General features: G+C 63.6%; 24 protein-coding genes. 11 read left to right on the forward strand and 13 right to left on the reverse strand.

What is annotated here, in order from left to right:
* Positions 1-29 precede the first annotated feature (29 nt).
* The 5 genes from A9D13_RS04405 to A9D13_RS04425 form a co-directional block, all read right to left on the reverse strand.
* The gene (locus A9D13_RS04405; RefSeq protein ID WP_156521923.1) at positions 30-1,187 is read right to left on the reverse strand and encodes an acyl-CoA dehydrogenase family protein; all 1,158 of its coding nucleotides are present in this window, start codon (positions 1,185-1,187) and stop codon (positions 30-32) included.
* A complete protein-coding gene (locus A9D13_RS04410) occupies positions 1,184-2,401 on the reverse strand; it encodes an acyl-CoA dehydrogenase family protein (RefSeq protein WP_229665560.1) in 1,218 nt (405 codons plus the stop codon). Before A9D13_RS04410 ends, A9D13_RS04405 begins: the two co-directional genes overlap by 4 nt.
* A gap of 82 nt (positions 2,402-2,483) precedes the next feature.
* The gene (locus A9D13_RS04415; protein WP_066770692.1) at positions 2,484-2,996 is read right to left on the reverse strand and encodes a nuclear transport factor 2 family protein; all 513 of its coding nucleotides are present in this window, start codon (positions 2,994-2,996) and stop codon (positions 2,484-2,486) included.
* Positions 2,997-3,000: 4 nt separating this feature from the next.
* Positions 3,001-3,603, reverse strand: coding sequence for a nuclear transport factor 2 family protein (locus tag A9D13_RS04420; protein ID WP_066770695.1), 603 nt, complete (start codon positions 3,601-3,603; stop codon positions 3,001-3,003).
* A gap of 93 nt (positions 3,604-3,696) precedes the next feature.
* A complete protein-coding gene (locus tag A9D13_RS04425) occupies positions 3,697-4,494 on the reverse strand; it encodes an enoyl-CoA hydratase/isomerase family protein (RefSeq protein ID WP_229665559.1) in 798 nt (265 codons plus the stop codon).
* 150 nt (positions 4,495-4,644) lie between these two features.
* Here A9D13_RS04425 and A9D13_RS04430 point away from each other — a divergent pair, with 150 nt between their 5' ends.
* The gene (locus tag A9D13_RS04430; RefSeq protein ID WP_066770698.1) at positions 4,645-5,097 is read left to right on the forward strand and encodes a nuclear transport factor 2 family protein; all 453 of its coding nucleotides are present in this window, start codon (positions 4,645-4,647) and stop codon (positions 5,095-5,097) included.
* Here the strand turns inward: A9D13_RS04430 and A9D13_RS04435 are convergent.
* Positions 5,069-6,322 (reverse strand): MFS transporter, encoded by a 1,254-nt coding sequence (locus A9D13_RS04435; protein ID WP_172808097.1) that lies wholly within the window; start codon positions 6,320-6,322, stop codon positions 5,069-5,071. The two genes, A9D13_RS04430 and A9D13_RS04435, sit on opposite strands and share 29 nt — an antisense overlap.
* Before the next feature lie 119 nt (positions 6,323-6,441).
* Here A9D13_RS04435 and A9D13_RS04440 point away from each other — a divergent pair, with 119 nt between their 5' ends.
* Positions 6,442-6,975 carry a VOC family protein gene (locus A9D13_RS04440; protein WP_066770704.1) on the forward strand — a complete coding sequence of 178 codons (534 nt, stop codon included), beginning with the start codon at positions 6,442-6,444 and terminating at the stop codon, positions 6,973-6,975.
* A 14-nt stretch (positions 6,976-6,989) separates the two neighbouring features.
* Here A9D13_RS04440 and A9D13_RS04445 read toward each other — a convergent pair whose 3' ends face one another.
* Positions 6,990-7,472, reverse strand: coding sequence for a MarR family winged helix-turn-helix transcriptional regulator (locus A9D13_RS04445; protein ID WP_066770706.1), 483 nt, complete (start codon positions 7,470-7,472; stop codon positions 6,990-6,992).
* Positions 7,473-7,637: 165 nt separating this feature from the next.
* On the opposite strand from A9D13_RS04445, the gene A9D13_RS04450 reads away from it, so the two are divergent.
* A complete protein-coding gene (locus A9D13_RS04450) occupies positions 7,638-8,423 on the forward strand; it encodes an SDR family NAD(P)-dependent oxidoreductase (RefSeq protein ID WP_066770708.1) in 786 nt (261 codons plus the stop codon).
* A 51-nt stretch (positions 8,424-8,474) separates the two neighbouring features.
* Here A9D13_RS04450 and A9D13_RS04455 read toward each other — a convergent pair whose 3' ends face one another.
* Positions 8,475-9,251 carry an SDR family NAD(P)-dependent oxidoreductase gene (locus tag A9D13_RS04455; RefSeq protein ID WP_066770712.1) on the reverse strand — a complete coding sequence of 259 codons (777 nt, stop codon included), beginning with the start codon at positions 9,249-9,251 and terminating at the stop codon, positions 8,475-8,477.
* Positions 9,252-9,391: 140 nt separating this feature from the next.
* On the opposite strand from A9D13_RS04455, the gene A9D13_RS04460 reads away from it, so the two are divergent.
* The gene (locus A9D13_RS04460) at positions 9,392-9,907 is read left to right on the forward strand and encodes a VOC family protein (protein ID WP_066770975.1); all 516 of its coding nucleotides are present in this window, start codon (positions 9,392-9,394) and stop codon (positions 9,905-9,907) included.
* An 18-nt stretch (positions 9,908-9,925) separates the two neighbouring features.
* Here the strand turns inward: A9D13_RS04460 and A9D13_RS04465 are convergent, their stop codons facing one another.
* Positions 9,926-10,348 (reverse strand): VOC family protein, encoded by a 423-nt coding sequence (locus tag A9D13_RS04465; RefSeq protein ID WP_066770716.1) that lies wholly within the window; start codon positions 10,346-10,348, stop codon positions 9,926-9,928.
* A gap of 16 nt (positions 10,349-10,364) precedes the next feature.
* On the reverse strand, positions 10,365-11,708 hold the full coding sequence (locus A9D13_RS04470) for an aromatic ring-hydroxylating oxygenase subunit alpha (RefSeq protein ID WP_066770720.1): 1,344 nt from the start codon (positions 11,706-11,708) through the stop codon (positions 10,365-10,367).
* A gap of 115 nt (positions 11,709-11,823) precedes the next feature.
* Between A9D13_RS04470 and A9D13_RS04475 the strand changes: the two genes are divergently transcribed.
* Together A9D13_RS04475 and A9D13_RS04480 are read left to right on the forward strand one after the other, a co-directional pair.
* Positions 11,824-12,708 (forward strand): sugar phosphate isomerase/epimerase family protein, encoded by an 885-nt coding sequence (locus A9D13_RS04475; protein WP_066770727.1) that lies wholly within the window; start codon positions 11,824-11,826, stop codon positions 12,706-12,708.
* Positions 12,709-12,739: 31 nt separating this feature from the next.
* Positions 12,740-14,167, forward strand: coding sequence for a phosphotransferase family protein (locus A9D13_RS04480; RefSeq protein WP_172808098.1), 1,428 nt, complete (start codon positions 12,740-12,742; stop codon positions 14,165-14,167).
* On the opposite strand, the gene A9D13_RS04485 is transcribed toward A9D13_RS04480, so the two are convergent.
* Positions 14,164-14,691, reverse strand: a complete 528-nt coding sequence (locus tag A9D13_RS04485; RefSeq protein ID WP_066770732.1) for a nuclear transport factor 2 family protein — start codon at positions 14,689-14,691, stop codon at positions 14,164-14,166. The genes A9D13_RS04480 and A9D13_RS04485 overlap by 4 nt on opposite strands.
* 340 nt (positions 14,692-15,031) lie before the next feature.
* Here A9D13_RS04485 and A9D13_RS04490 point away from each other — a divergent pair, with 340 nt between their 5' ends.
* Entirely contained in the window at positions 15,032-15,799 is a 768-nt protein-coding gene (locus A9D13_RS04490; RefSeq protein ID WP_066770740.1) for a TetR/AcrR family transcriptional regulator, read from the forward strand.
* Between the two features lie 3 nt (positions 15,800-15,802).
* On the opposite strand, the gene A9D13_RS04495 is transcribed toward A9D13_RS04490, so the two are convergent.
* Positions 15,803-16,918 (reverse strand): Gfo/Idh/MocA family protein, encoded by a 1,116-nt coding sequence (locus tag A9D13_RS04495; protein ID WP_066770742.1) that lies wholly within the window; start codon positions 16,916-16,918, stop codon positions 15,803-15,805.
* Positions 16,919-17,079: 161 nt separating this feature from the next.
* Between A9D13_RS04495 and A9D13_RS04500 the strand changes: the two genes are divergently transcribed.
* Entirely contained in the window at positions 17,080-17,859 is a 780-nt protein-coding gene (locus A9D13_RS04500; protein ID WP_066770744.1) for an SDR family NAD(P)-dependent oxidoreductase, read from the forward strand.
* A gap of 18 nt (positions 17,860-17,877) precedes the next feature.
* Here A9D13_RS04500 and A9D13_RS04505 read toward each other — a convergent pair whose 3' ends face one another.
* Positions 17,878-19,125 carry a cytochrome P450 gene (locus tag A9D13_RS04505; RefSeq protein WP_066770747.1) on the reverse strand — a complete coding sequence of 416 codons (1,248 nt, stop codon included), beginning with the start codon at positions 19,123-19,125 and terminating at the stop codon, positions 17,878-17,880.
* A 153-nt stretch (positions 19,126-19,278) separates the two neighbouring features.
* Between A9D13_RS04505 and A9D13_RS04510 the strand changes: the two genes are divergently transcribed.
* Genes A9D13_RS04510 through A9D13_RS04520 form a run of 3 tightly spaced genes read left to right on the forward strand, consistent with a single transcriptional unit; the run spans position 19,279 to position 21,012 of the window.
* Positions 19,279-20,100, forward strand: a complete 822-nt coding sequence (locus A9D13_RS04510) for an SDR family NAD(P)-dependent oxidoreductase (RefSeq protein ID WP_066770750.1) — start codon at positions 19,279-19,281, stop codon at positions 20,098-20,100.
* A 22-nt stretch (positions 20,101-20,122) separates the two neighbouring features.
* The gene (locus tag A9D13_RS04515; RefSeq protein ID WP_066770753.1) at positions 20,123-20,488 is read left to right on the forward strand and encodes an EthD domain-containing protein; all 366 of its coding nucleotides are present in this window, start codon (positions 20,123-20,125) and stop codon (positions 20,486-20,488) included.
* On the forward strand, positions 20,485-21,012 hold the full coding sequence (locus A9D13_RS04520; RefSeq protein ID WP_066770756.1) for a nuclear transport factor 2 family protein: 528 nt from the start codon (positions 20,485-20,487) through the stop codon (positions 21,010-21,012). The genes A9D13_RS04515 and A9D13_RS04520 overlap by 4 nt, the downstream gene beginning before the upstream one ends.
* Positions 21,013-21,032 lie beyond the last annotated feature (20 nt).

Consider the following 21,032-nt stretch of genomic DNA (forward strand, 5'->3'; position numbering starts at 1 on the left):
AAGCGAGCAGCCAAGTGAGGCAGGCGCGCTCATTCGCCATCGACAGCCTTTGCAAATCGTTCCAGATGCACCGCCTCGTCGCCGAGCAGCCGGTTGATGACGAACAGGCGTCGGTAATGATGGCTGATGGCCAGTTCCTCGGTCACGCCGATACCGCCGTGCATCTGGATAGCCTCGCGCCCGACATGCAATCCGGCATGGCCCGTCTGCGCCTTCAATGCGGAAACCGCCGCCGCGCGGGCAGATGCGTCGACCGACGCGATGCCGCCATCCGCCATCGCCGCCTGGGCCGCACCCAAGGCATGGAACAGCAGCGACCGCGTCATCTCGACCTCGATCAGCATGTCGGCCATGCGGTGCTGCAACACCTGGAAATTGGCAAGCGGGACGCGGAACTGGGTGCGGGTCAAAAGGTAGTCGCGAGTCGCCCAAAGCGCCGCCTCCATCGTGCCCAGCGCCCCGGCGCATAGCGCGATCAGCGCCTCGTCGACCGCCCTGGCAAAGGCGAGCTCGCCCTCGTCGCCCATCGCGACAAGCGCATCGCCTGCCACCGCGACCTCATCGAGCGTAACGTCGCACACATGGCTATTGTCGAGCAGGCGGTAAGGACGCAGCGCCACGCCATTGGCCCTGGCCGGGATGGCGAAGACAGCAAGCCCGCCATCACCCATCGCGGGCACAAGGATGAGGTCGGCGCTTGCCGCTCCCTCGACCAGCGATTTTGCGCCGGAGATAGTGAAACCGTCGCCATTGCGGTCGAAACGGGTCGCGATCATCCGGAAATCGCCGCGCGCTCCGGCTTCATGCATGGCGGCGGCGATCCGCGTCTCGCCCATCATGACCGGCTCGATCATTTCGGCAATCGCTGCATGCGGGCTGCTGGCGAGCAGGTTGATCGCCGCGACATGGACGGCAAAAGGCTCGTTCACCAGCGCCTTGCCCAGTTCCTGCGCGATTACCGCGTTCTCGATGGCGCTGCCGCCGAAACCGCCCGCCTCTTCGGGCAGGCCAGCGCCCAGCCAGCCCAGCTCGGCAAAAACCGCCCAGTGAGCGGGATCGCGCCCCTCGCTTCCGCGAATGGCACGCATGCGGCTATCCCAGTCATATTCGCGCTCTGTAAAGCGGCGCACGCTGTCGGCGATGGCCTGCTGTTCCGGGGTCAGCTCGAAAATCATCGTCTCGCTCACAGGCCCAGCACCGTCCTGGCGATCAGCGTGCGCTGGATCTCGTTCGCGCCGCCATAGATCGTGGTCGCCCGGCGGAACATCGCCTTGGCCGAAATGCCGATGCCGTGTTCGGGCACGGGCGGGTCGAAATCTTCCGCGATCGGGCCATGTTCGCCTTCCTTGCTGGTCAGCACGGCCAGCCCCGCATCGCCCAGCGCCTCGTCGGCAAGCTCGGCAACGCGCTGGCGCAATTCGGATCCGCGTACCTTTACCAGCGAGGCGATATTGGCGTTCTCCGGGTCATGTTCGTTCGACAGCACGCGCAGCACCGCAAATTCAAGTGCGAGCGTATCGATCTCGATCCGGGCCAGCTTGCGGCGAAATTCGGGGTCCTCCATCAGCGGGCGGCCGTTCTTCACCTCGCGCGCGGCAATATCGCGCAACTGGGCGATGTCGCGCTTAGTATGCGGCACCTCGGCGCTGTTGGTCCGTTCGTTGGTGAGCAGGAATTTGGCATAGGTCCAGCCTGCGCCTTCCTCTCCGACCAGATTTTCGGCCGGCACGCGCACGTCCTCGAAAAACACCTCATTGACCGTGACGCCTTCGTCCAGCGTACGGATCGGGCGCATGGTGATGCCGGGGCTCTTGAGATCGACGAGCAGCGCCGAAATGCCCTGCTGCGGCTTCACCTCCTGATCGGTGCGGACGAGGAGGAAGATCCAGTCGGCATGATGCCCCTCGGTCGTCCATGTCTTCTGCCCGTTGACGAGGTATTCGTCGCCGTCGCGGTCGGCCCGCGTGCGCAGCGAGGCAAGGTCCGACCCTGCCCCCGGCTCGGAAAAGCCCTGCGCCCAGAAGGTTTCCCCCGAACGGATACCGGGCAAGAAGCGCGCCTTCATCGCTTCGCTGCCGAAGGTATAGAGGACAGGCGCGACCAGCTCGGGCCCGATCCGATCGACCGTCGGCGCATAAGCGCGGCGCATCTCTTCCTCGAAAATGTATTTCCGGATGCCGCTCCACCCCGGCCCGCCGAATTCACGCGGCCAGTGCGGCATCGACCAGCCCTGCTTGTCGAGGATCGCGCACCAACGGGCCTGGTCCTCGCGGTTGGGATGGTAATCCCATCTGGCGCGGCGGCGCAGGTCGTCGGGCAGATTATCCGCGATGAACGCGCGCACCGTCTGGCGGAATTCCTTGTCACCATCGCTGAAGCTTGGCTGCATGACCTTGTCCATCCTCCCGTTCCGATAGGCTCGGAATCGCAAACAAGTTCGCTAGTATACTATATTGCGGACAATGCAAACCCGTCTGGCGCGCTCAACCCCCACGCGGCATCAGCGGCAGGCACCGATAGGAATAATCATCCGCTGCCGCGCCATTTTCGCCCAGCATGTCGAGCAGCCTGGCATCCTCCTCCAGCACGTCCTGAGAGAGGATCGCATCCCAGACGAGCCGCCGATACGCGATCTTCCATGCGCCCTCGCGCTTCTCGTAATTGTCGAGATAGCGGCCATGGACGACCAGATGGCGCGCAGATTCGCTCGTGCGGTGATAGGCGGTGAAATATAATTCGCCATCCGCCTTGTCGCCCTCGATGGCGAAAACCTTCGAATGGATCTGGTGCTGCGTCACCTCGTAATTGCCCATCAGCGCGGGCATGGCGGCGATGAAGCCATCGACACCGCCCTGATAGGCCGTGCCATGCTCGTCGATGGCGTCGGGGTGATAGACGCTGCGCAGCAGCTCCATGTCGCGCCGATCGATCGCGCGCGCATAACGGCCTGCAAGGTCCTCCAGCGCGAGGCGCGCGCCGATGGTTTCGATATCCATCCGCCTATACCGTCATCGGGATGCGATTGAGATAGACCGGGTCCTGCCGGTCGCGCCTGCCGGGCAGGTTGAAATCGGCAACGCCCCCCTGGTCGGTGATCCGGCGCGATGGGCGAATATCGTTCCATTCATTGGTGATCTTGCGGCGCAGCACTTTCCATTCGCCGTTGCGGCGTTCGAACAGATCGATGTAGCGGCCACCGCAATAATAATCGTGATAAAGGTCGATCAGCCCCGCTTCCTTGACGCGGGCGGCGTAATCCTCCCCGAAATAGGGCGTGACCGCAGCCTCGCCCCCATGGCAGCGCTGATACGCCCAGTAATAGGCTTCGGATGTGGCGAAATCGCCGTCCACCTCGATCAGCGAGTGGGTGACGGTGTGAATGCCATCGAGGATCGCGGTCTTCAGCGTCGGGATGATGAATTCGGCAAACTCATGCGCATTGCCCGAATACGAGCCGTGATCGTCGGTGCCGTCGGGGTGGTACACCGTCTTCAGCAATTCGAGATCGCAGCGGTCGATGGCGCGGCAATAGGTGGCGAGGACCTTCTCGATCTCTTGCCGGTCGAGGACGAGTTGCAGCTTGGCTTCGAATGTGTCGGCCATGATATCCTTCCCGATTGAGACGCTGTTGCCGCGTCGCTTCGGTCAATATCGTAACCTAACACACCAGATTCACAAGAGGCTGCTTGCGACTGCTCAACGTCCCTTGAATTCGGGCCGCCGCTTTTCGATCAGCGAGGTCACGCCCTCGCGAAAATCCTCGGTGTCGAGCGTCAGCCCTTCATAGGCGGCGCCGATCTCGAAGGCGGTAGCGAACAGCTGGCGCAGCGGGGCATTGGTCGCCATCTTGGTATAGCGGATCGCCGATTGCGCGCCTTTGGCAAGCCGGGCGGCATAGGCCGCAACCTTTTCGTCCAGCTCCTCGGCAGGCACGCAAAATGTGATGAGACCCAGCGATTCGGCGTCGGGGGCGGCAATCGCTTCGCCTGTCAGCAGGTAATGCTTCGCCTTGGCATAGCCGATGAGCTGCGGCCAGATGAACGCACCGCCATCACCCGCCGCCATGCCCAGGCGGACATGCGGATCGGCGAAACGCGCGTGTTCTGCTGCAAAGATGACATCGCACACCAGCGCGATCGACGCGCCAAAGCCGAAGGCATCGCCATTCACCTTGGCAATGATCGGTTTCGGGCAATCGAGCACCGAATGGACGATCCGCCGAATGGTCCGCAGCTCGCGCACAAAGGGATTGCGCTCTCCCCTGATCTGCTTGCCCAGCCATTCCATGTCGCCGCCTGCCGAAAAGGCGCGGCCATTGCCGGTCAGCACGATGATGTCGGATTCAGGATCGTCGGCGGCCTCGTCAAAGACGCGGCCCATCTCGACATGCAGATCATGGCCGACCGCGTTCAGCAGGCCGGGCCGGTTCATCGCGATGGTCAGGACGCGGCCCTCGCGCGTGATCACCAATTGGCTGTAGCTGTCGAAGTTCAACGCGTTTCCTCCCGTCCCGGCGCCTGTCGGTTCGCCCCCGAGCGACCCGAACAAAGCCTTTCGCTCTTTTCATCCCGATTCCAATAGGGATAAGATCGTAAGCAAGGCAACCATCTTATGTGCCGAGCAAAAAAACGGGAGAGAACACCCATGCCATCCGACATCGAAACCCTGCTGGCGACAGAGGCGATCAAGAAGCTCAAGGCCCGCTATTTCCGCTGCATGGATACGCATGACTGGGACGGGCTTGCCGAAGTCTTCGCCGCCGATTGCCGGTTTGATCCGCATGGCGCGCTGGAGGAAAATCCCGACACTACCGGCACCGAGCCCATCGCCGGACGCGAGGCCGCGGTCGCCTATATAAGCGCGGGGATCGCGCCAATCACCTCGGCCCATTTCGGACATATGCCCGAAATCGAGATCCTGTCGGACACCGAGGCAACCGGCATCTGGGCGCTGGCCGACATATTGCGCACGCCGACGGGGGAGCCGTTCGATGTATTCCGCGGCTATGGCCATTATCACGAGACCTATGTGAAAGAGGGCGGCCAATGGCGCATCGCCACGCTGCGCATCACGCGGATGCTGGTGGAGATGCGCTGAGAACGGTCGCGCCGGGGCGATAGAACAACTTCAGAAGGCCGATGGCGACCATGCTGGCGATATGCAGCCAGATCGTCGCCGCATAGCCGCCGGTCGCGTCATACATGGCGCCGGCCAGCGGCGGCGCGCCAAAGAGGAAGGGGATCTGCAGCAGGTAGCACAGCCCCATCGCCATGCCGACATTGCGCCCGCCCAGCCATTCGCCCATGGTCGCGCCGAACAATGTGACGATACCATTGCTGCACACCCCGATCATCACCGCCAGCAGCAGCAATAGCGGCAGCGTGTCGGCGACCAGCAGGCCCAGCCAGCCCGGAATCAGCGCAAAGGCCAGCACCGCAAAGGCGCGACCCCCGCCCAGCCTGTCGGCAAGGAAACCGAACAGCGGCGCACCCGCAAGACCCGCTAACCCGAACCCGGCCAGCACCAGCGACGCCGACGGCAGGTCGAGGCCGCGATCCATCGACAGCCCGACGATCTGCGTCACCATCACAAGGCCCGCCGCGCTGAGGATCGAAACCGCGAGCGTCAGCACCTGGAAAGGGCGGCTCGACAATATCTGGCGCGTCGTCATGCCCGGTTGCACCGCGCCATCGTCATCATGCTCGGCCCCACGCGCGCGCTGATTAGCCTGCTCGGGCCGGTCCACCAGTAACAGCAGCAGCGGCAGCAGCGCCAGCATCAGCACCGCGCCCGACAGGAACGTCGCCGAAAGCCCCGCCGCCGACAGCACCATGGCCGCAGCGACCGGCATGATCGCATTGCCGATGGGAATATTGGCCAGCCCCAGCGCCTTGCCCCGCCCGGTGACGAACCAGTTGCCGATGATCGTGGTGCACGGAATGATCGCGAACAGGCAAAAACCCGGCCCGACCAGCAAGAGATAGCTTGCCAGCAGGACATAGATCGATTCGGTCAGCGACGGCACCGCCAGCCCCGCCGCGTTCATCACGATTCCCACCGCCATCAGCAGCCGCAGCGGCACGCGTCGCATCAGCGAACCCACCACCGGCGACATCAGCCCCATGCTCAGCGTGAGCATTGAAACCCCGCCCGATGCCAGCGCCCGGCTGGTGCCGAACCCGGTTTCGATCGCGCCGACCAGCGCGCCATAGGCGGAGAAATTCACTCCCAGCGCGACATTGATGAGGATGAAGCAGATGCCGACCATCCGCCACCCGTGAAAGGGCGCGACACCGCCGCCCGCGATGGTGCTTTCCTGCATCGACATGCTCTCCTGTCCGCTGGGCCGGTCGCTGCCGGGCCAATTAGTTTGCTATATTACTATATCGTGGTTATGAGCATGGCAACGGCCAAGAAAGCCGAAGCGAGAGGACGAAAAGCATGGCCATTCCGATCGGGGGACCTGCCCAGCAAATCGCCTATTTCGTGCCCGACGTGGTCGAGGCGGCGATGCAGCACAGCGCAATTTACGGCTCTGGCCCCTATTACGTGGTCCGCGAAATCCCGCTGACGACCTGCCTGTATTACGAAGAGCCCGCGCATTTCGTGCACACCTCGGCCTATGGCCAGTGGGGCGAGGTCATGATCGAGTTCGTGCAGCAGGATAGCGCCGAGCGGTCATGCTTTACCGATCTCTACCCCGATGGCGCGCAGGGCATGCACCATGTCGCGCTGATCGTCGACGATCTGAAATCGGCCATGCACGGGTTCGAAGACGCCGGACACCCGGCCGCGCTTTATGCCGAAGTCGCGCCCGGACAAGGTTTCGCCATGATGGATTGCGTGGCCGAGCTTGGTCATTTCATCGAGTTATACGAACCGAGCGAGGCACTGCTCGGCGTCTATGAACTTGTCCGGGCAAGCGCGCAGGGATGGGACGGCAGCGATCCGATCCGGGATTTGAGCTTTTCGTGATGCGCAAGCGCGCTTCAATCCGCTTTCTGGCGGAAGCCGTCGATCATGACGTCAAGCAAGGCGATCGTCTGCTCCAGCCGATCCTCGCCCATCAGCTCGTGAATGCGCTGGTCCTGCATGGCGCCTGCCTGTTGCAGCGTATCGCGCACCTCGCGACCCTTGTCGGTCAGGTGGACGGTGATCACGCGGCGGTCGCCTTCATGCCGGCGCCGCTCGATCAGGCCCGCCGCCTCCAGCCGCCCGAGCGTCTTGCCGGTCGAGGCCTTGCCGATTTCCAGCCTGCGCGCAAGCTCCACCTGCGAGAGCGGCTCCTCGATCCACAATTCGCCCAGCACATAGGCCTGCGCGGGGGCGACACCCGTATCCGCGATGCGCGACATATATTCGGACTGAAGCAGGCGCGAGAGAAGCTGCGTCTTATAGGCAAGCGTATCCTTGAAGCAGTGATCGACCGCCTGCGCATCCGCCCCGGATCCGATCCCGCTCGCAATATTCATCGTGAAAAGTCCCTCGTCATTGCGTCTGTTCGGTTCACCCCCGGCATTCGCGGACCATGGTGCATTGCCAGAGCATAACAGACCGCGGTTGCCGCGCAATTGGCGCAAGGGCGCATTCCACCGCGATCAACCCCACCGTCATGAACACATAATCGGGAGAATGAAATGCCAGCAAGATTGGAAGGTCGCATCGCCGTCATCACAGGTGCATCGCGCGGGCAGGGAGAGGCCACTGCACGCCTTTTCGCCGAGGAAGGCGCGAAAGTCGTCGTCGCCGACATCTCCGAACCCGAAGGCGAAGCGGTCGCCGCCAGCATCGGGGACAGCGCCATGTTCCAGCAGCTCGACGTGTCGAGCGAGGAGAGCTGGGCTGCACTGATCGCCCGCGTCAGCGGCGAATGGGGGGCGCCCGACATCCTCGTCAACAATGCAGGGATCGTCCATTCGGTCGACGCGCTGAACCTTGAGAAAAAGGATTTCGAGCGCGTGCTGTCGATCAATCTGATCGGCGCGTGGCTGGGCATCAAGGCCGTGGCCCCCGGCATGATCGACAAGGGCAAGGGCGCGATCGTCAATATCGTGTCGAGTTCGGGCCTGATCGGCATGAACGGGCTGACCGCCTATCTCTCCAGCAAATGGGCCTTGCGCGGGCTGACCAAGAATTGCGCGATGGAACTGGGCTATCGCGGCATCCGGGTGAACGCGGTGTTCCCGGGCGGCATCAACACCCGCATGGGCAATGTCACCGGCGACGCGCCCGAGGACCTTAATAAATATTACACCGGCCAGACCATCCAGCGCATCGGCGAACCCGAAGAGGTCGCGCGCACCAGCCTGTTCCTGTGCAGCGACGATGCGTCCTATCTGGCAGGCGCGGAAATCGCGGTCGATGGCGGACAGACGCTGGGGGCCTTTACCCCGTTCCTGCCGGGTGCGCCCGATAATCTGTGACGCCTATGGCGCGGGAAATGGCTTTTCCTTCCCCGCGCCATTCACGGCGGGTCAGATATTGCTGTTGGCCCCGTCGATGAAATATTCCCCGCCCGAGATATAGGAGGCGGCATCCGAGGCGAGGAACGCGACAAGCGCGCCCGTTTCTTCCGGCCGGCCAAGCCGACCCAGCGGAATCGCGTTCAGGATCGCCTCGCGGATGGCGGGATCGGTGACCTGTTCGAAACCCTTGCGCACCATTTCGGTATCATGCGCGCCGGGATGCACCGAATTCACGCGGATGCCATATTGGCCCAGCCATGCCGCCGAAGTCTTGGTCAGATTGGCCAGCGCCGCCTTGGTCGCGGAATATACGGTGGTGGAGACGACCACCTTGCGCGTCGAATTGGACGATAGGTTGACGATCGAGCCGCCGCCGGCATCCTTCATGTGCGGGATAACCGCCTGCATGCCGATAAAGGGGCCGATCAGGTTCACCTCCACGATATTGCGAAACTGCTCTTCCGTCGCGGACTCGATGGTCTCGACAAAATTGATACCGGCATTGTTGACGAGGATGTCGAGCCCGCCAAATTCGGCGAGCGTTGCGGCGACAATCTCCTGCCACGCCGCCGCATCGCGCACGTCGTGGTGGCGGAAAACGGCCTTGTGCCCTGCCCCGCCCATCGCCGCTGCCAGCGCTTCGCCTTCGGCGTCGAGCACATCGGTGATCATCACCCTTGCGCCGTTTTCCGCCAAGGCCCAGGCGATTCCCTCTCCCAGGCCGCGCGCGCCGCCGGTGACGATGGCGGTTTTGCCGGAAAGATCGTTCGAATTCGTTCTGCGCATTATCCTCGCTCTCCCATGCTGCGGCTCCATGCTGCAATAAATGCTGCGTCATTGCGCTTGCCGCCACGAGAAAGGATGCTAGCATATTATCCTGACGGTGCCAGCCAATGCTGCCGCGAAAATATATCAAGGAGAGAACGATGACAGCCCGGACAGGCGTGCTGAACCAGATGGCCTATGTCGTGCCCGACATCGAAAAAGCCATCGATTTCTGGACGCAGGTAATGGGCGTCGGCCCGTTCTTCGTCTTTCCCGAACTAAACGCCACGCGCGGCGATTACCGGGGTGAGGACTACATCTACAAGTTCGGCGCGGCGATCGCCTATTCGGGCGAAACCAATATTGAGCTGATCGAACCGCGCGGTCCCTCGATCTTCGACGATTTCCTCAAGGCAGGCGGTACGGGTGTGCATCACACCTGCCGATTCGTTGACGACATGGCTACCGCCCAGGCCGAGATCGAGGCAGTGGGCGCGACACGACTTCAGGGGGCCAGCTTTGGCCCGGGGTCGGAAGTGGCCTATTTCGACATGACCGGCGATGAGACCATGATCCTCGAACTTGCGCAATTGCCGCCCGAATCGGCCGGGCTGTTCGATGCGGTCAAACAGGCCGGAAACGATTGGGACGGGAAAACCCGCACGATCAGCTTCTAGGCTGGCGGGCGGCAGCTTCTAGGCAGGTGCCTGGGCAAACGCCGCCTGCGGCATGTCGTGGAAATTGAATTCCAGCCTGATGCCGTCTGGATCGATCACGAAAAGCTGCCGCAGCGAGGCCGCCGGGAAATCATTGACTTCACAGCGCAGACCCATCGCGTCGATGCGGCTGCGCCACGTGTCGTAATCCGAACATGAAAAGGCGACATGGTGCAATGCGCCCGTCCCCTGCCCGTCATCGCCATCCCGCTCTGACGGGGTGGCGATGTGGATCACGGCATGCCCTGCGCCATTGCGCAGCCACGCATATCGCGCAGGGTCAAGCCCCGGCGGCGCGTCCCGCGTCAATAGGAGAAGCCGCTCGTAGAACGCGCATGCCTCCTCCAGCCGGTCGGTGCGGATATTAACGTGGTCGATAAGCACCGGCGCCGTGCCGCCCATATCAGGCGGCCCCGTATCAGGCGGCACAATCCTCGGCCCTCACGCCCGAACCCTTCGGCTGCGGGCGGAAACCGGCGATATAGCGGTCGATCATCTCGTGATATTGCGCCACCCGGCGTTCCTGGTTGGCAAGAATTGCCCCCCCATAGCCGCGTGAGCGCATGCCCTCCTGCTGCCCCGCCATGACCCACGCATCGCCGTCGAGCACCACGCCAAGGCTCTTGTCGCCATATTCGACGATCTCGCGCTCGGCATGGCCGGCGCGCGGGCCATCGGCGGTGACCAGTTCGGTGTTCGCATTGGCCCCGCCAAAGGAATAGTACCAGCAATCGAACAGGCATTTTTCCGGATCGGTCCGGTCGGGTATCGCGCGCAGGAACAGCATTCCGTCGGGATTGAGCGAGGTCGCGAAATTCGGGAAGACCGTGTAGTGGAACACGTCGGTCAGCTGCTCGTCGCTCATCGCGTCATAGTAATGCAGGCCGCGTCCCGCGCCCAGCTTCCGCTTCTGCTGCTGGATCGCTTCGCGCGCATCGCGTTCACGGCCGATGAAGTCGGCCGGATCGAGTTCCCACGCGATCAGATCGGCCTCGATAGGCTTGGTCATGCGCGGCTTGCCGGGGGGCAGGCGGTGGGCGGGCAGGCAGCATTTGGTCTGGCCCAACGCATGCCCGTTTTCATACAGCTCCAGCCGGGTTTCGCTGAAGTGGTCCTCGGCATATTCGATGCCTTCGGGATGGGCGGTGGGCAGGTGATAGGTCTCATGGAAATTATCCATGAGCAGCTTCCAGTTGCACGGCATGTTGACCGACATCGCCTGAATGCGCGTCATGTGCTCCAGCGGATAGGCCTGCCACTCGTCCCGGATCGGCCCCAGCGAATCGGCCAGCGATGCGCAGTCGGGATCCATGTTGATCCACACGAAGCCCGAAAACACCTCACAGGCCACCTCGACCAGTCCGGCGCGCGGGCAGGGATCGCCGCCGGCAAAATCCTCCGGGTCCTGCGCATAGCTGCACCGACCGTCCAGCTCGAAGCGCCATGAATGATAGGCGCAGGTAAAGGCCGGCATCGACCCTTCCTCGACATGGACAAGCTTGTTCCCCCGGTGCTGGCAGACATTGTAGAATGCCTTTACCCCGCCGTCTTCCTGACGCACGATCAGGATGGACTCGGGACCGATCTGCTCCAGCATGAAATCGCCAGCCTCGGCAATATCGTCGGCGCGGATGGTGACGAGCCAGCTTTTCGTCCAGACATTGTCCCATTCCGCCTGCATGAAAGCGCGCGAAGTATAGCGCTCTCCGGCAAGCGGGCGTGCCCTGCCCTGCATGACGTTCCCGGTGGCTTCGTGGCCCATCTCGATCTCCTACCCAAGCGATTTCACCGGTCTGTTCATGCCGGTTGCGGATAATCGTATATTAGATTACGATCTGCGGCAATCGCCCTTTGAGAGCGAAATCGGGAGAGAGATTGTGCCGCAGCATCGATGGCCTGCGAATGTCGAACTGGTCGCATCTTCCTGGATGGCCGAAGGCGCCCGCCCTGCTGCCGATGCCGGTCCGTGCCCCATCCCGATCGAACGCCGCGTCGCCGCCGCCGTCGCCGCAGGCTTTGCCGGGATCGGCCTCAACCGCGCCGATTACGAGGCCTTGATTGCGCAGCACGGCGCGGCGGGGCTTGCGCGCGTGCTTGGCGATGGGGGGGTGCGCCACGTCGAGCTTGAGACGGTGACAGGCTGGTGGAACGACGATCCCGATGGCACCTGTTGGCGCGCAGCCTATGATGCGATGCTTTCCTTTTGCGCCCACTTCCCGGTCCGGCAGATCAAGCTCAACGGCGAGTTCAGCGCGGTCCCGGCCTCTATCGAATCCATGCGCGCAGGCTTTGTCCGGCTTGCCGAAAGCGCGGCCCAGGCAGGTACGATTGCCGCCCTTGAACCGGTCGCCTTTTCAAATGTGCGCAACGCCGCCACCGCACGCCTGATCGTCGCGAATAGCGCCGGACACGGCGGCGGCGTGATGCTCGACTGCTGGCATTTCGCGCGTCGGGGCATAGCGCCCGATGATCTGGGCGGGCTTACCGGCGCGGAAATCTGCGGAGTCGAAATTTCCAATATCGCACCCGACATCGTCGGTTCGCTGTTCGAGGATACGGTCGATCATCGCCGCCTGCCAGATGAGGGGGTCTATGATGTCGCCGCCTTCCTGCGCGCGGTTGGCGACGCGGGTTATGCCGGGCCCATCGGCTGCGAGGTGCTGTCGATCCGGCTGCGCGAAATGCCGATCGAGGCGGCGATGCAAACGGCCGCTGATTCCGCACGCCGCACACTCAACGCCGTCGCCATGGTCCGCACGTGATCCGACCGCACCAGAAGAAGAGGACCTCGCAATGACGATGTCGGCATATCTGTGGTCGACCGCCCGCGACCTGCGCGCGGTGGTGATGCCCGCAATCGAGGATGCAGCGGTGCGCGAAACGCTGCACAACGGGCTTCGCATCATCACCTGGATCGCCAATGCGCTGGAAGCTGACGCCCCCGATGGCACGACCGCTCCGGGCGGAACCGGGGCCATCGCCGATACCGACCGGCTTGGCGGACCGCCGGAAAACGCGGCGGCTTGGCGTGGCAGCGGCGTGGCCATCGCGGCTTGCGCAAACCGGCTCGACACCGCCGAAGAGGGCGCGCTTGGCGTCGAGGCCGCCGCCATCGCGTGGGAAAAAGCCGCGCTGGACCAGGCCATCGCGCGGGTCGATGCCATCGAATACGGCACCGTTCAGGCAGACGGGGACGGACCGGGCCATGCTATCCGCCTCGCTCCCTTGCAGGAGTATCTGCAGCGTCGTTTCGGTGCGCCAAATCTTGCCATCACCTCTTTCAAGCCGATCCATGGCGGCCGGTCCCGACAAACCGCGCTATTCGGAATAGAGGGCTGCGCCACCCTCCCGCGCGAGATGGTCGTACAGCGCGGGCTGCCCGGCGGCGGGGCGGGCCCCGGCTTCATCGGCGAGGCGGTCCAGTTCGACCTGATCCAGGACCTGCTTGCCGCAGGGCTACGGGTGCCGACCCCCGTGCTGGTGGAAACCGAAGACCCGGCACTGGGCGCACCCTTCATGGTGGTGGAACGCGCCCGGGGCACCTGCTGCGAACCCGATTTCTGGCTCGCGCCCGGCGATCGCTCGATCGTCCTCGACCTCGCGCGGGAAATGGCGCTGCTTCACCGGCACGATCCGGGCCGCCTCGGCACGCTGCTGCCGCAGGCGCGCAAGGCATGGGACGAAGCGGGCTGGCTTGCCGAACTCGACGATCTGGCAAGGGGATGGCACGCGGCCTGCCACTGGCCATCGGTCACTATGTCGGCAGCCATCGCGTGGATGCGGGCCAATGCCGCCTGCATTAAGGACCGGCGCGGCCTCGTCCACAATGATTTCCTGTTCCACAACATCATGGCGGAAAACGGTCGCATTACCGGCGTGCTCGACTGGGAAATGACGTCCATCGGCCATCCGGGCGAGGATCTGGGCTATGCCTATCCGCTGATCAGCGGCACCGGCCATTGGGATGCATTCCTCAAAACCTATCGCGACGAGGGCGGGGCCGAAGTCTCCCAGCGCGAAATCGACTATTTCGCCCTGCGCGCGGGGTTGCGGTTGATGAACATGGTCATGGCAGGCGGGCGCGACATCTTTGAAAGTGGCACCGCTGACGGTGTGCTGCCCGCCAGCGCGGGCGCACATTTCAGCCAGCGATTGCTGCACCGCATCGCGGGCGTGCTGCAGGAAGTGCTGGCCCGGGACGCGGAACGCATCGCCGCCTAGCGCACCAGCAGTTCATAGCTGCGGTCGCCGGGTTTCCTGCTGCCCGGCACTGCCTGCATGCCGAACGGCAGCTGCGACCAGTCCGCCGAATCGGGATATTCGCGCAGCCAGTCGAGGATAACGACGCGGTGCCCGATCTTCCACACGCCGCCGCGCCGCTCGAACCGATCCAGGTAGCGCCCTGCCACGATCAGGTCCCAGCGGCTGCCGTCTTCGCGCGGGATGCGGTGAAAGGCATGGAAATAGGATTCGCCGCGCGCATCTGCACCATCGACGTCGATCAATATGTTGCCCAGATTGTGCATCGTCTGATCCAGCGGGCCGAGCGCGGCCACGACATGCTCGACGAATTCCTCTCCCGTCCCTTCAAAGCCGACGTGTTCGTCGATCGCCCCGGGCCAATAGACGGACCGCAGCAGATCCTCGTCCAGCCGGTCGATGGCGCGGCAATAGCGATAGAGGCAGTCGCGGATCGCCTCGCGGTCGGCCAGTTCTTCGGCGAATTGTTCTCTCGACTTGTCCATGATCGCTCTTCTCCCTGTATTGCTTGCGTTTTTCTTTGTGCCTTGCGCCGTTGCCCGAACCCGGGCGAGGTGATATGCATAATTTCGTTAGCGAACGTACGACCAAGAGATACGTCGCGACGGAAAGAGGAGCCCCAAGGGATGCACGTGAAAAACGGCTATCTCTGTGCCTTTCATGCGCGTGCCCGCATGTGCCGGATGACGCCCGACGGCGCCTGTCGCTCCAAGATGGATGCGCAGGCTCGCACAGACTGCAGGGGCGGTCCATTCGTGAAGATTTGATCCCGGGGCCAAAACATACAGCCCGGGGTATCCGGGGATCGAAGATAGAGGGAGAGCCATGCTGGAAACGTCTGCAAACCTCGTTGGCACGCTCAACGCCAATGCCGCCTGCGTTCTCGATCATGCCGGTTCGATTTCCGTCCTGCGCCCCGCCGCGACCGGCGGGCGCCTGGCCCAGCGGCAGCGGCGCGAAAGCATTTTGGCGACCGCCCGGGAAATGATCGGCAGAAACGGATATGAACGGCTCGTGCTGCGCGAAGTGGCCGACATGTGCGGGGTTTCGGTGCAGACCGTCTATAATCTGGTCGGCGACCGCTCCAACGTGCTGGCCTCCGCCGTTACCGAGTTCATCGAGGTCGCGTTCCAGCATTCCAGCCATTTCAGCGATTTTCCCAATCGCTTCCTCGCCGTGGCGCATGTCTATTGGGCGACGGCTGCGAACAGCCCGGAATATGTGCGCGAAGCGACGCTCGCTTATTATTCGACCCAGTCGCAATATCGCGAACAGGTGAGTGGCGCGGCCATCCGCATTTTCGTCGATGCGCTGATCGCCATGAAGCGGCAGGGCCAGTTGCGCGCCGATCTCGACCTGCGCAGCGTCGCCCATCGTTTCGCTCAGCTTGCCGCAGCCGACGTGTTCGACTGGGCGAGCGGGGCGCGCAGCATCGAACGGCTGCGTCTCGATCTACTCGACAGCCATGCGATGATCCTCGAACACGCGCTGGTCCCGGCAGAGGCCGCGCGGGTGCGCGACTGGATCGCGAGGCAGCACGATATCGACCTGCGCGCGGCACGCGCATCGCAGGACGCTGCACAGGCCGCTTGAGGATCAGCCCGCGACGCGGACGCGTTCGCCCGTTTCGCCGGCCCGCTCTATCGCATCGCACACACGGTGCAGGGCGAGCGCATCGTCGAAACGCGGGACAAGCGACGTCCCATCGCGGATGTCCGATGCAAGGAAGCCGTACATCGCCGCCACATTGTCGGCATAGATCGATATGTCGTGGGGCACGGCCAGATCGGCGGGCGGGGCAATCGGTGCCAGCGCTTCCTCCCCGCTCTTCGCTCCTTCAAGGGTAAGCGGCACGAACTGCCCGTGGCCGCCAAAGCCGGTCACCCGCAGGTCGCCTTCGGTCCCGTTGATCTCCCACGACAGCCCGGCCCCCTTTGGCATGCCGCCGCGATAATGGATGCTGAGCGGGGCGCCGCTTTCCAGCATGGCGCAGACCAGTACCTGGTCGGGTGATGTCATCGTGGCGGTTTCGCCCGTGTCGCTTACCATGACCTGCTGCCGGCGGGTCGCGGTCATCGCGCTCAATTCCCGCACCGGTCCAAGCGCGCGGGTCACCGCCGCCATCGTGTGCCCCAGCGGAATGGTCAGCATATTGGCACCGTTCTCGCGGTCCAGCGTGTAGGCATTGACCGCTTCGATCTCCGCCCCCCAATTAAGCCCGGTGCCGACAAGCGTGGAGGACAGTATCTCGCCGACATAGCCCGCTTTGACCAGATCGGCGACATGGCGCATGACGGGCGCCCCGCAGGCCTGCATGCCGGCCGCTGCGATCACCCCCGCCCCGTTCGCGGCACCGCGCGCGGCTTCAGCCAGCGCCTCGGCTTCCGCCAGCGTCCGCGCGAGGGGCCATTCGCAATAGACATGCTTGCCCGCGTCCAGCGCCAGATCGACGATGGCGCGGTGATGCGGCACCTTGACCGTCACGACGACGAGATCGACTTCGGGCACCCGTACCAGGTCACTGGCGCTGACATGCGCCCTGGGAATATCGAGCGCTTGCGCCGCGGCAGTCGCGCTTTCGAGGCTGGTGTTGGCGACACCGACGATTTCATACCGATCCGCCAAGGCGCGCAGCGCCGGTACATGGGCAAGCGCGCCCCAGCTCCGCCCCGGCTGCAGCCCCACGATGCCGACGCCAATCCTGTCCTTCATGAAATTCCTCGCTAATACCGTGATGCCCCCGTCTAGCCCGGTCGCATCGCGACATGTCCGGCAAGTCTGGACGATGGTCGCCATCCGTCCAATCAATCGCGTTGAACCGAGCCGGACCCCGCCTAACCTCCCAGCTGACAGCGATGACGAAAGGGTCCGCCATGACAGGCAAGCTTGCAGGGAAAACAGCGATCATCACCGGTGCGGCGCAGGGCATGGGCGCAGCCACCGCCCGCCTTTTCGCGCAGGAAGGGGCGAATTGCCTGATGACCGACATCAGGCCCGAAGGCGCAGGGGTGGCCGATGAAATCGGCGCGTCCGCCCTGTTCGCGCGCCACGACGTAAGCGACGAGGATGACTGGAAGACCATTGCCGCGCTCGCGCTCGACCGGTTCGGCGGCGCCGACATATTGATCAACAATGCCGGTATCGTCTTCATGGGCGGCTCGATCCTCGAGATCGAACGCGCCGATTTCCAGCGCTTGTTCGACGTCAACACGATGGGCTGCTGGCTGGGGATCAAGCATGTCGCCCCGCAGATCATCGCCAACGGCGGAGGCGCGATCGTCAATATCGCCTCGATCGCGGCGATCACCGGGCTGAACGGGATCGCACCCTATGCCGTCAGCAAATGGGGCGTGCGGGGCCTGTCGCGCACTGCTGCCCTCGAGCTTGGCCCCAAGGGCATCAGAGTCAACACGATCATGCCCGGCACGATCAATACGCAGATGGGCAATATCGCCAATGAGACGATCGAGGAGCTGAACGCGCGCCATCACCGCCAACCGGTTCAGCGCGTGGGTGAACCGCAGGACATCGCCTCGGCCTGCCTGTTCCTCGCCAGCGCCGATTCCGGCTATCTGGCAGGCACGGAGCTGGTGGTGGATGGCGGCATGACATCGGGTTTCTATACCGATGCCCTGCCCAATGGCGTCGACTAGCCGGAGAAGCGGGGCGCGCTAGACCGCATCGAAGGCGATGTTAAGCCGCGATGCGCCCCATTGCATGTAGTGGCGGCGCATCTCCACCGCGTCGTCGCCATCGAGGCGCCAGTTCTTCGTCCGGCGAAGCATGGTTTCAAAGGCGATGCGCATTTCGGCACGGGCCAGCTGGTTGCCGATGCAAAGATGCGGCCCGTGGCCAAAGGCGAGATGCTGGCGCGCATTTGACCGTTCCGGATCGAACATGTCGGGATCGTCGAAGCGTGCAGGATCGCGGTTCCCCGCGGCCCACTGCAACTGGATGGTCGCGCCTTCGTGGATGGTCACGCCGGCGACCTCCACATCTTCGAGCGCGCGGCGCCACAGGCACTGGACCGGCGCGTCGTGACGCATCAGCTCTTCGACGAAGTTCGGGATCATCCCGGGATGGGCGCGCAGCTTTTCTTCCAGGCCCTGGGTCTCGATGATGCGCAGCACGCCGGTGGGGATCAGCAGCGTGATCGAATCGTGCCCGCCCACGAATAGCGGCTGGACAAACCAGACAAGCTCCTGGTCGGTAAGGCGCCTGCCATCGACCTCGAAGGTGCGCACGTGATGCATGAAGGTGCCATCTTCCGCCGCCGAGGAGATATTGGCGCGCTCGAGGATATAGTTCAGGAGCTGGATAACCTTGCGGTTCATTTCCAGCTCGTTCGCCTCGTCGAAACCCGGTTCGGTCAGCGCGTTCGACGCATCGGTATATTCCTTGAGCCGCGCATGGTCGGATCGCGGCAGGCCAAGGAAATCGCCCGCGATGATTGCCGGAAAAACGCCCGACAGCTGCGAGGAAACTTCCATCCGGCCTGCGGGCAGCACCGCCTCGATCAGTTCGTCGACCAGCCCCTGGATATAGCTTTCCATCGCCTCGACACGCTGCGCGGTGAACAGCCGTTCGACCAGAGAGCGAAAGCGGCGGTGCGATGGCGGATCGTTCGTCACCAGCGTGTGGATCTGCAGCCATGCTTCCTCGCGGTACATGCGGTCGATCTCGTCGCGCAGCGGCGTGTCGCGTTCGACCAGCAGGCCGGTCCGGTTCGAGAAACGCTTGTTATCGCCGGCGATGCGCCGGACATCGGCATAATCCGTAACGATGTAGAAACCTGAATTTTCATCGCGCCATACGCCGCCCCTGGCATGCATCTCGGCATATTTCGCATAGGGGCAACCGCCTTCCATGACCTGCGTCATGTCCAGCGTGCCGCCCGTCCCGATTTCGTCTTCCAGCATCCGCAATCTCCTTCGCCATCCTTTTGCCCCAGACGAGGGGCCGGGTGGGCGGGATGTCTGGATGATGGCGCCGCGGCGTCAAACATTCGGCCGGGCAGCGGCGTCGCTTTGCGATAACCCATGGCGAAACATCGGGCTGGGAATGGAGGTGAGATGCTGGAATCGCTGGACCTTTCGGGTCGCCACGCGCTTGTGACGGGCGGCGGCACCGGAATCGGGCTGGCCATGGCGACCGCGCTGGCCAGCCATGACGCCGCGGTGATGCTGGCAGGCAGGCGCGCCGAGGTGCTGGACAAGGCCGCGGACCTGATCCGCAAGAGGTGCCCCGGTGCGGCGGTTTCGTGCCAGACGGCCGATCTCTATGACGCGGCCTCTGTCGAGGCGCTGGGCCGCAACGCCCTCGACGCGCTGGGCCATGTCGATATCTTTCTCGGCAATGCAGGCGCGCTGCATTTCGAACCGGCCGACGCGATCACCCTGGCTGAGGCCGAGCGCTGCCTCAGGGTCAATCTCACCGCCAACATGATGCTGGTGCAGCAAATGCTGCCCGGCATGCGGCAGCGCGGCTATGGGCGGATTCTGTTCAGTTCCTCCACCGCCTCGCGCAGCGTCGCGACCGGGCAGTGCAATGTCGCCTATTCCGCAGCAAAGGCGGGGCTCAACGCCTATGCCCGCTCGCTCGCCGCGGAATTCGGGCGCGATGGGGTGACCGCCAATGTCCTGCTGCTGGGCGTGATCTGGACCGAGATCCTGCACAAGGCCGTAGCCGATCTGAAAGCGGGCCAGGGCGATGCCGCAGCCGACGCGCTGACCGCCGGGTTCGAGGCCATGACCGCGACCGGCAGGCTGGGCGAGCCTGGCGATATCGCGGGCATCGCCGCCCTGCTGGCCAGCCCTGCCGGCGCGCATGTCACGGGCGCCGAGATCCCGGTCGATGGCGGCAATGCGATCATGATGATGCCCTTTACCCGCTGAACGCAGATACGGAGACGAATTCATGTACAAAGTCCTGGTCTTTCTAAAACGCAAGCCGGGCATGTCGCTCTCAGCGTTCCGCGAATATTACGAAACCGTCCATCGCAAGCTGGGCGAACAGAGCATTCCCGGCGCCCGCCGCTACATGCGTCGTTACCTCGACCCCTTTGCCGATCCGCTGACCGGCGAAACGCGCGAACTGGATTTCGACGTCATCACCGAGATCTGGTTCGACGACCGTGCCGCTTTCGAGAAAGTCGTGGCCCATTCCGCCACGGGCGACATCGGTGCGCGGATCGCGGCGGATGAGGAGAACCTGTTCGACCGCGGCAAGAACCGGTTTGCTGCGGTCGAAGAAGTCGAATCCGATCTGGAGCAACCGGCATGACTAACGAAGAGATCGCAGCCGAGGTGCACGATCTGGCCGCAAGGCGGGACATCATGGCTTGCATCAATCGCTATATGCGCGCGCAGGATCGCTGCGACCCCGAATTGCACAAGAGCGCATTCCACCCCGACGCCTTCGTCGATTGCGGGCCGGTGGCGGGCGATGTCGAGACATTCGTGCAATACGCGCAGGCCGGACTCGCCCAGTGCCATTTCACCCATCACATGATCGGGCAGGTCGACCTTCTTGTAGACGGCGACCGGGCCACCGGCGAAGTCTATTTCATCGCCTATCACCGCATGGCGCTCGATGACGAGGAAACCGACATGATCTTCGGCGGGCGCTATGTCGACGAATACGCCCGGCGCGGCGGCGAATGGCGGATCGTCCGACGCTGCGAGATCGCGGACTGGACCCGCACCGAGCCAGCCGCCGACCGGTTTTTCGCAATGGAGCCGGCCTATCGCCGCGGCGAACGCGAAGGCCGCGACTTCAGCTCCACCCGGGCATGGCCGATGTCTTGAGCATTTGGCCAAAGCGTAAA

Origin of the sequence: Croceicoccus mobilis (assembly GCF_001661965.1) — a bacterium.
GTDB classification, from domain to species: Bacteria; Pseudomonadota; Alphaproteobacteria; order Sphingomonadales; family Sphingomonadaceae; genus Croceicoccus; species Croceicoccus mobilis.

Excerpts from the sequence above, each read along its gene's own strand:
- A9D13_RS04440 (WP_066770704.1), top strand. The coding sequence starts at position 6,442 with ATGGCCATTCCGATCGGGGGACCTGCCCAGCAAATCGCCTATTTCGTG.
- A9D13_RS04485 (WP_066770732.1), bottom strand. The coding sequence starts at position 14,691 with ATGGACAAGTCGAGAGAACAATTCGCCGAAGAACTGGCCGACCGCGAG.
- A9D13_RS04420 (WP_066770695.1), bottom strand. The coding sequence starts at position 3,603 with ATGGCCGACACATTCGAAGCCAAGCTGCAACTCGTCCTCGACCGGCAA.
- A9D13_RS04520 (WP_066770756.1), top strand. The coding sequence starts at position 20,485 with ATGACTAACGAAGAGATCGCAGCCGAGGTGCACGATCTGGCCGCAAGG.
- A9D13_RS04500 (WP_066770744.1), top strand. The coding sequence starts at position 17,080 with ATGACAGGCAAGCTTGCAGGGAAAACAGCGATCATCACCGGTGCGGCG.
- A9D13_RS04515 (WP_066770753.1), top strand. The coding sequence starts at position 20,123 with ATGTACAAAGTCCTGGTCTTTCTAAAACGCAAGCCGGGCATGTCGCTC.
- A9D13_RS04430 (WP_066770698.1), top strand. The coding sequence starts at position 4,645 with ATGCCATCCGACATCGAAACCCTGCTGGCGACAGAGGCGATCAAGAAG.
- A9D13_RS04435 (WP_172808097.1), bottom strand. The coding sequence starts at position 6,322 with ATGCAGGAAAGCACCATCGCGGGCGGCGGTGTCGCGCCCTTTCACGGG.
- A9D13_RS04470 (WP_066770720.1), bottom strand. The coding sequence starts at position 11,708 with ATGGGCCACGAAGCCACCGGGAACGTCATGCAGGGCAGGGCACGCCCG.
- A9D13_RS04495 (WP_066770742.1), bottom strand. The coding sequence starts at position 16,918 with ATGAAGGACAGGATTGGCGTCGGCATCGTGGGGCTGCAGCCGGGGCGG.
- A9D13_RS04460 (WP_066770975.1), top strand. The coding sequence starts at position 9,392 with ATGACAGCCCGGACAGGCGTGCTGAACCAGATGGCCTATGTCGTGCCC.
- A9D13_RS04510 (WP_066770750.1), top strand. The coding sequence starts at position 19,279 with ATGCTGGAATCGCTGGACCTTTCGGGTCGCCACGCGCTTGTGACGGGC.
- A9D13_RS04410 (WP_229665560.1), bottom strand. The coding sequence starts at position 2,401 with ATGGACAAGGTCATGCAGCCAAGCTTCAGCGATGGTGACAAGGAATTC.
- A9D13_RS04455 (WP_066770712.1), bottom strand. The coding sequence starts at position 9,251 with ATGCGCAGAACGAATTCGAACGATCTTTCCGGCAAAACCGCCATCGTC.
- A9D13_RS04450 (WP_066770708.1), top strand. The coding sequence starts at position 7,638 with ATGCCAGCAAGATTGGAAGGTCGCATCGCCGTCATCACAGGTGCATCG.
- A9D13_RS04445 (WP_066770706.1), bottom strand. The coding sequence starts at position 7,472 with ATGAATATTGCGAGCGGGATCGGATCCGGGGCGGATGCGCAGGCGGTC.
- A9D13_RS04505 (WP_066770747.1), bottom strand. The coding sequence starts at position 19,125 with ATGCTGGAAGACGAAATCGGGACGGGCGGCACGCTGGACATGACGCAG.
- A9D13_RS04490 (WP_066770740.1), top strand. The coding sequence starts at position 15,032 with ATGCTGGAAACGTCTGCAAACCTCGTTGGCACGCTCAACGCCAATGCC.
- A9D13_RS04415 (WP_066770692.1), bottom strand. The coding sequence starts at position 2,996 with ATGGATATCGAAACCATCGGCGCGCGCCTCGCGCTGGAGGACCTTGCA.
- A9D13_RS04480 (WP_172808098.1), top strand. The coding sequence starts at position 12,740 with ATGACGATGTCGGCATATCTGTGGTCGACCGCCCGCGACCTGCGCGCG.
- A9D13_RS04465 (WP_066770716.1), bottom strand. The coding sequence starts at position 10,348 with ATGGGCGGCACGGCGCCGGTGCTTATCGACCACGTTAATATCCGCACC.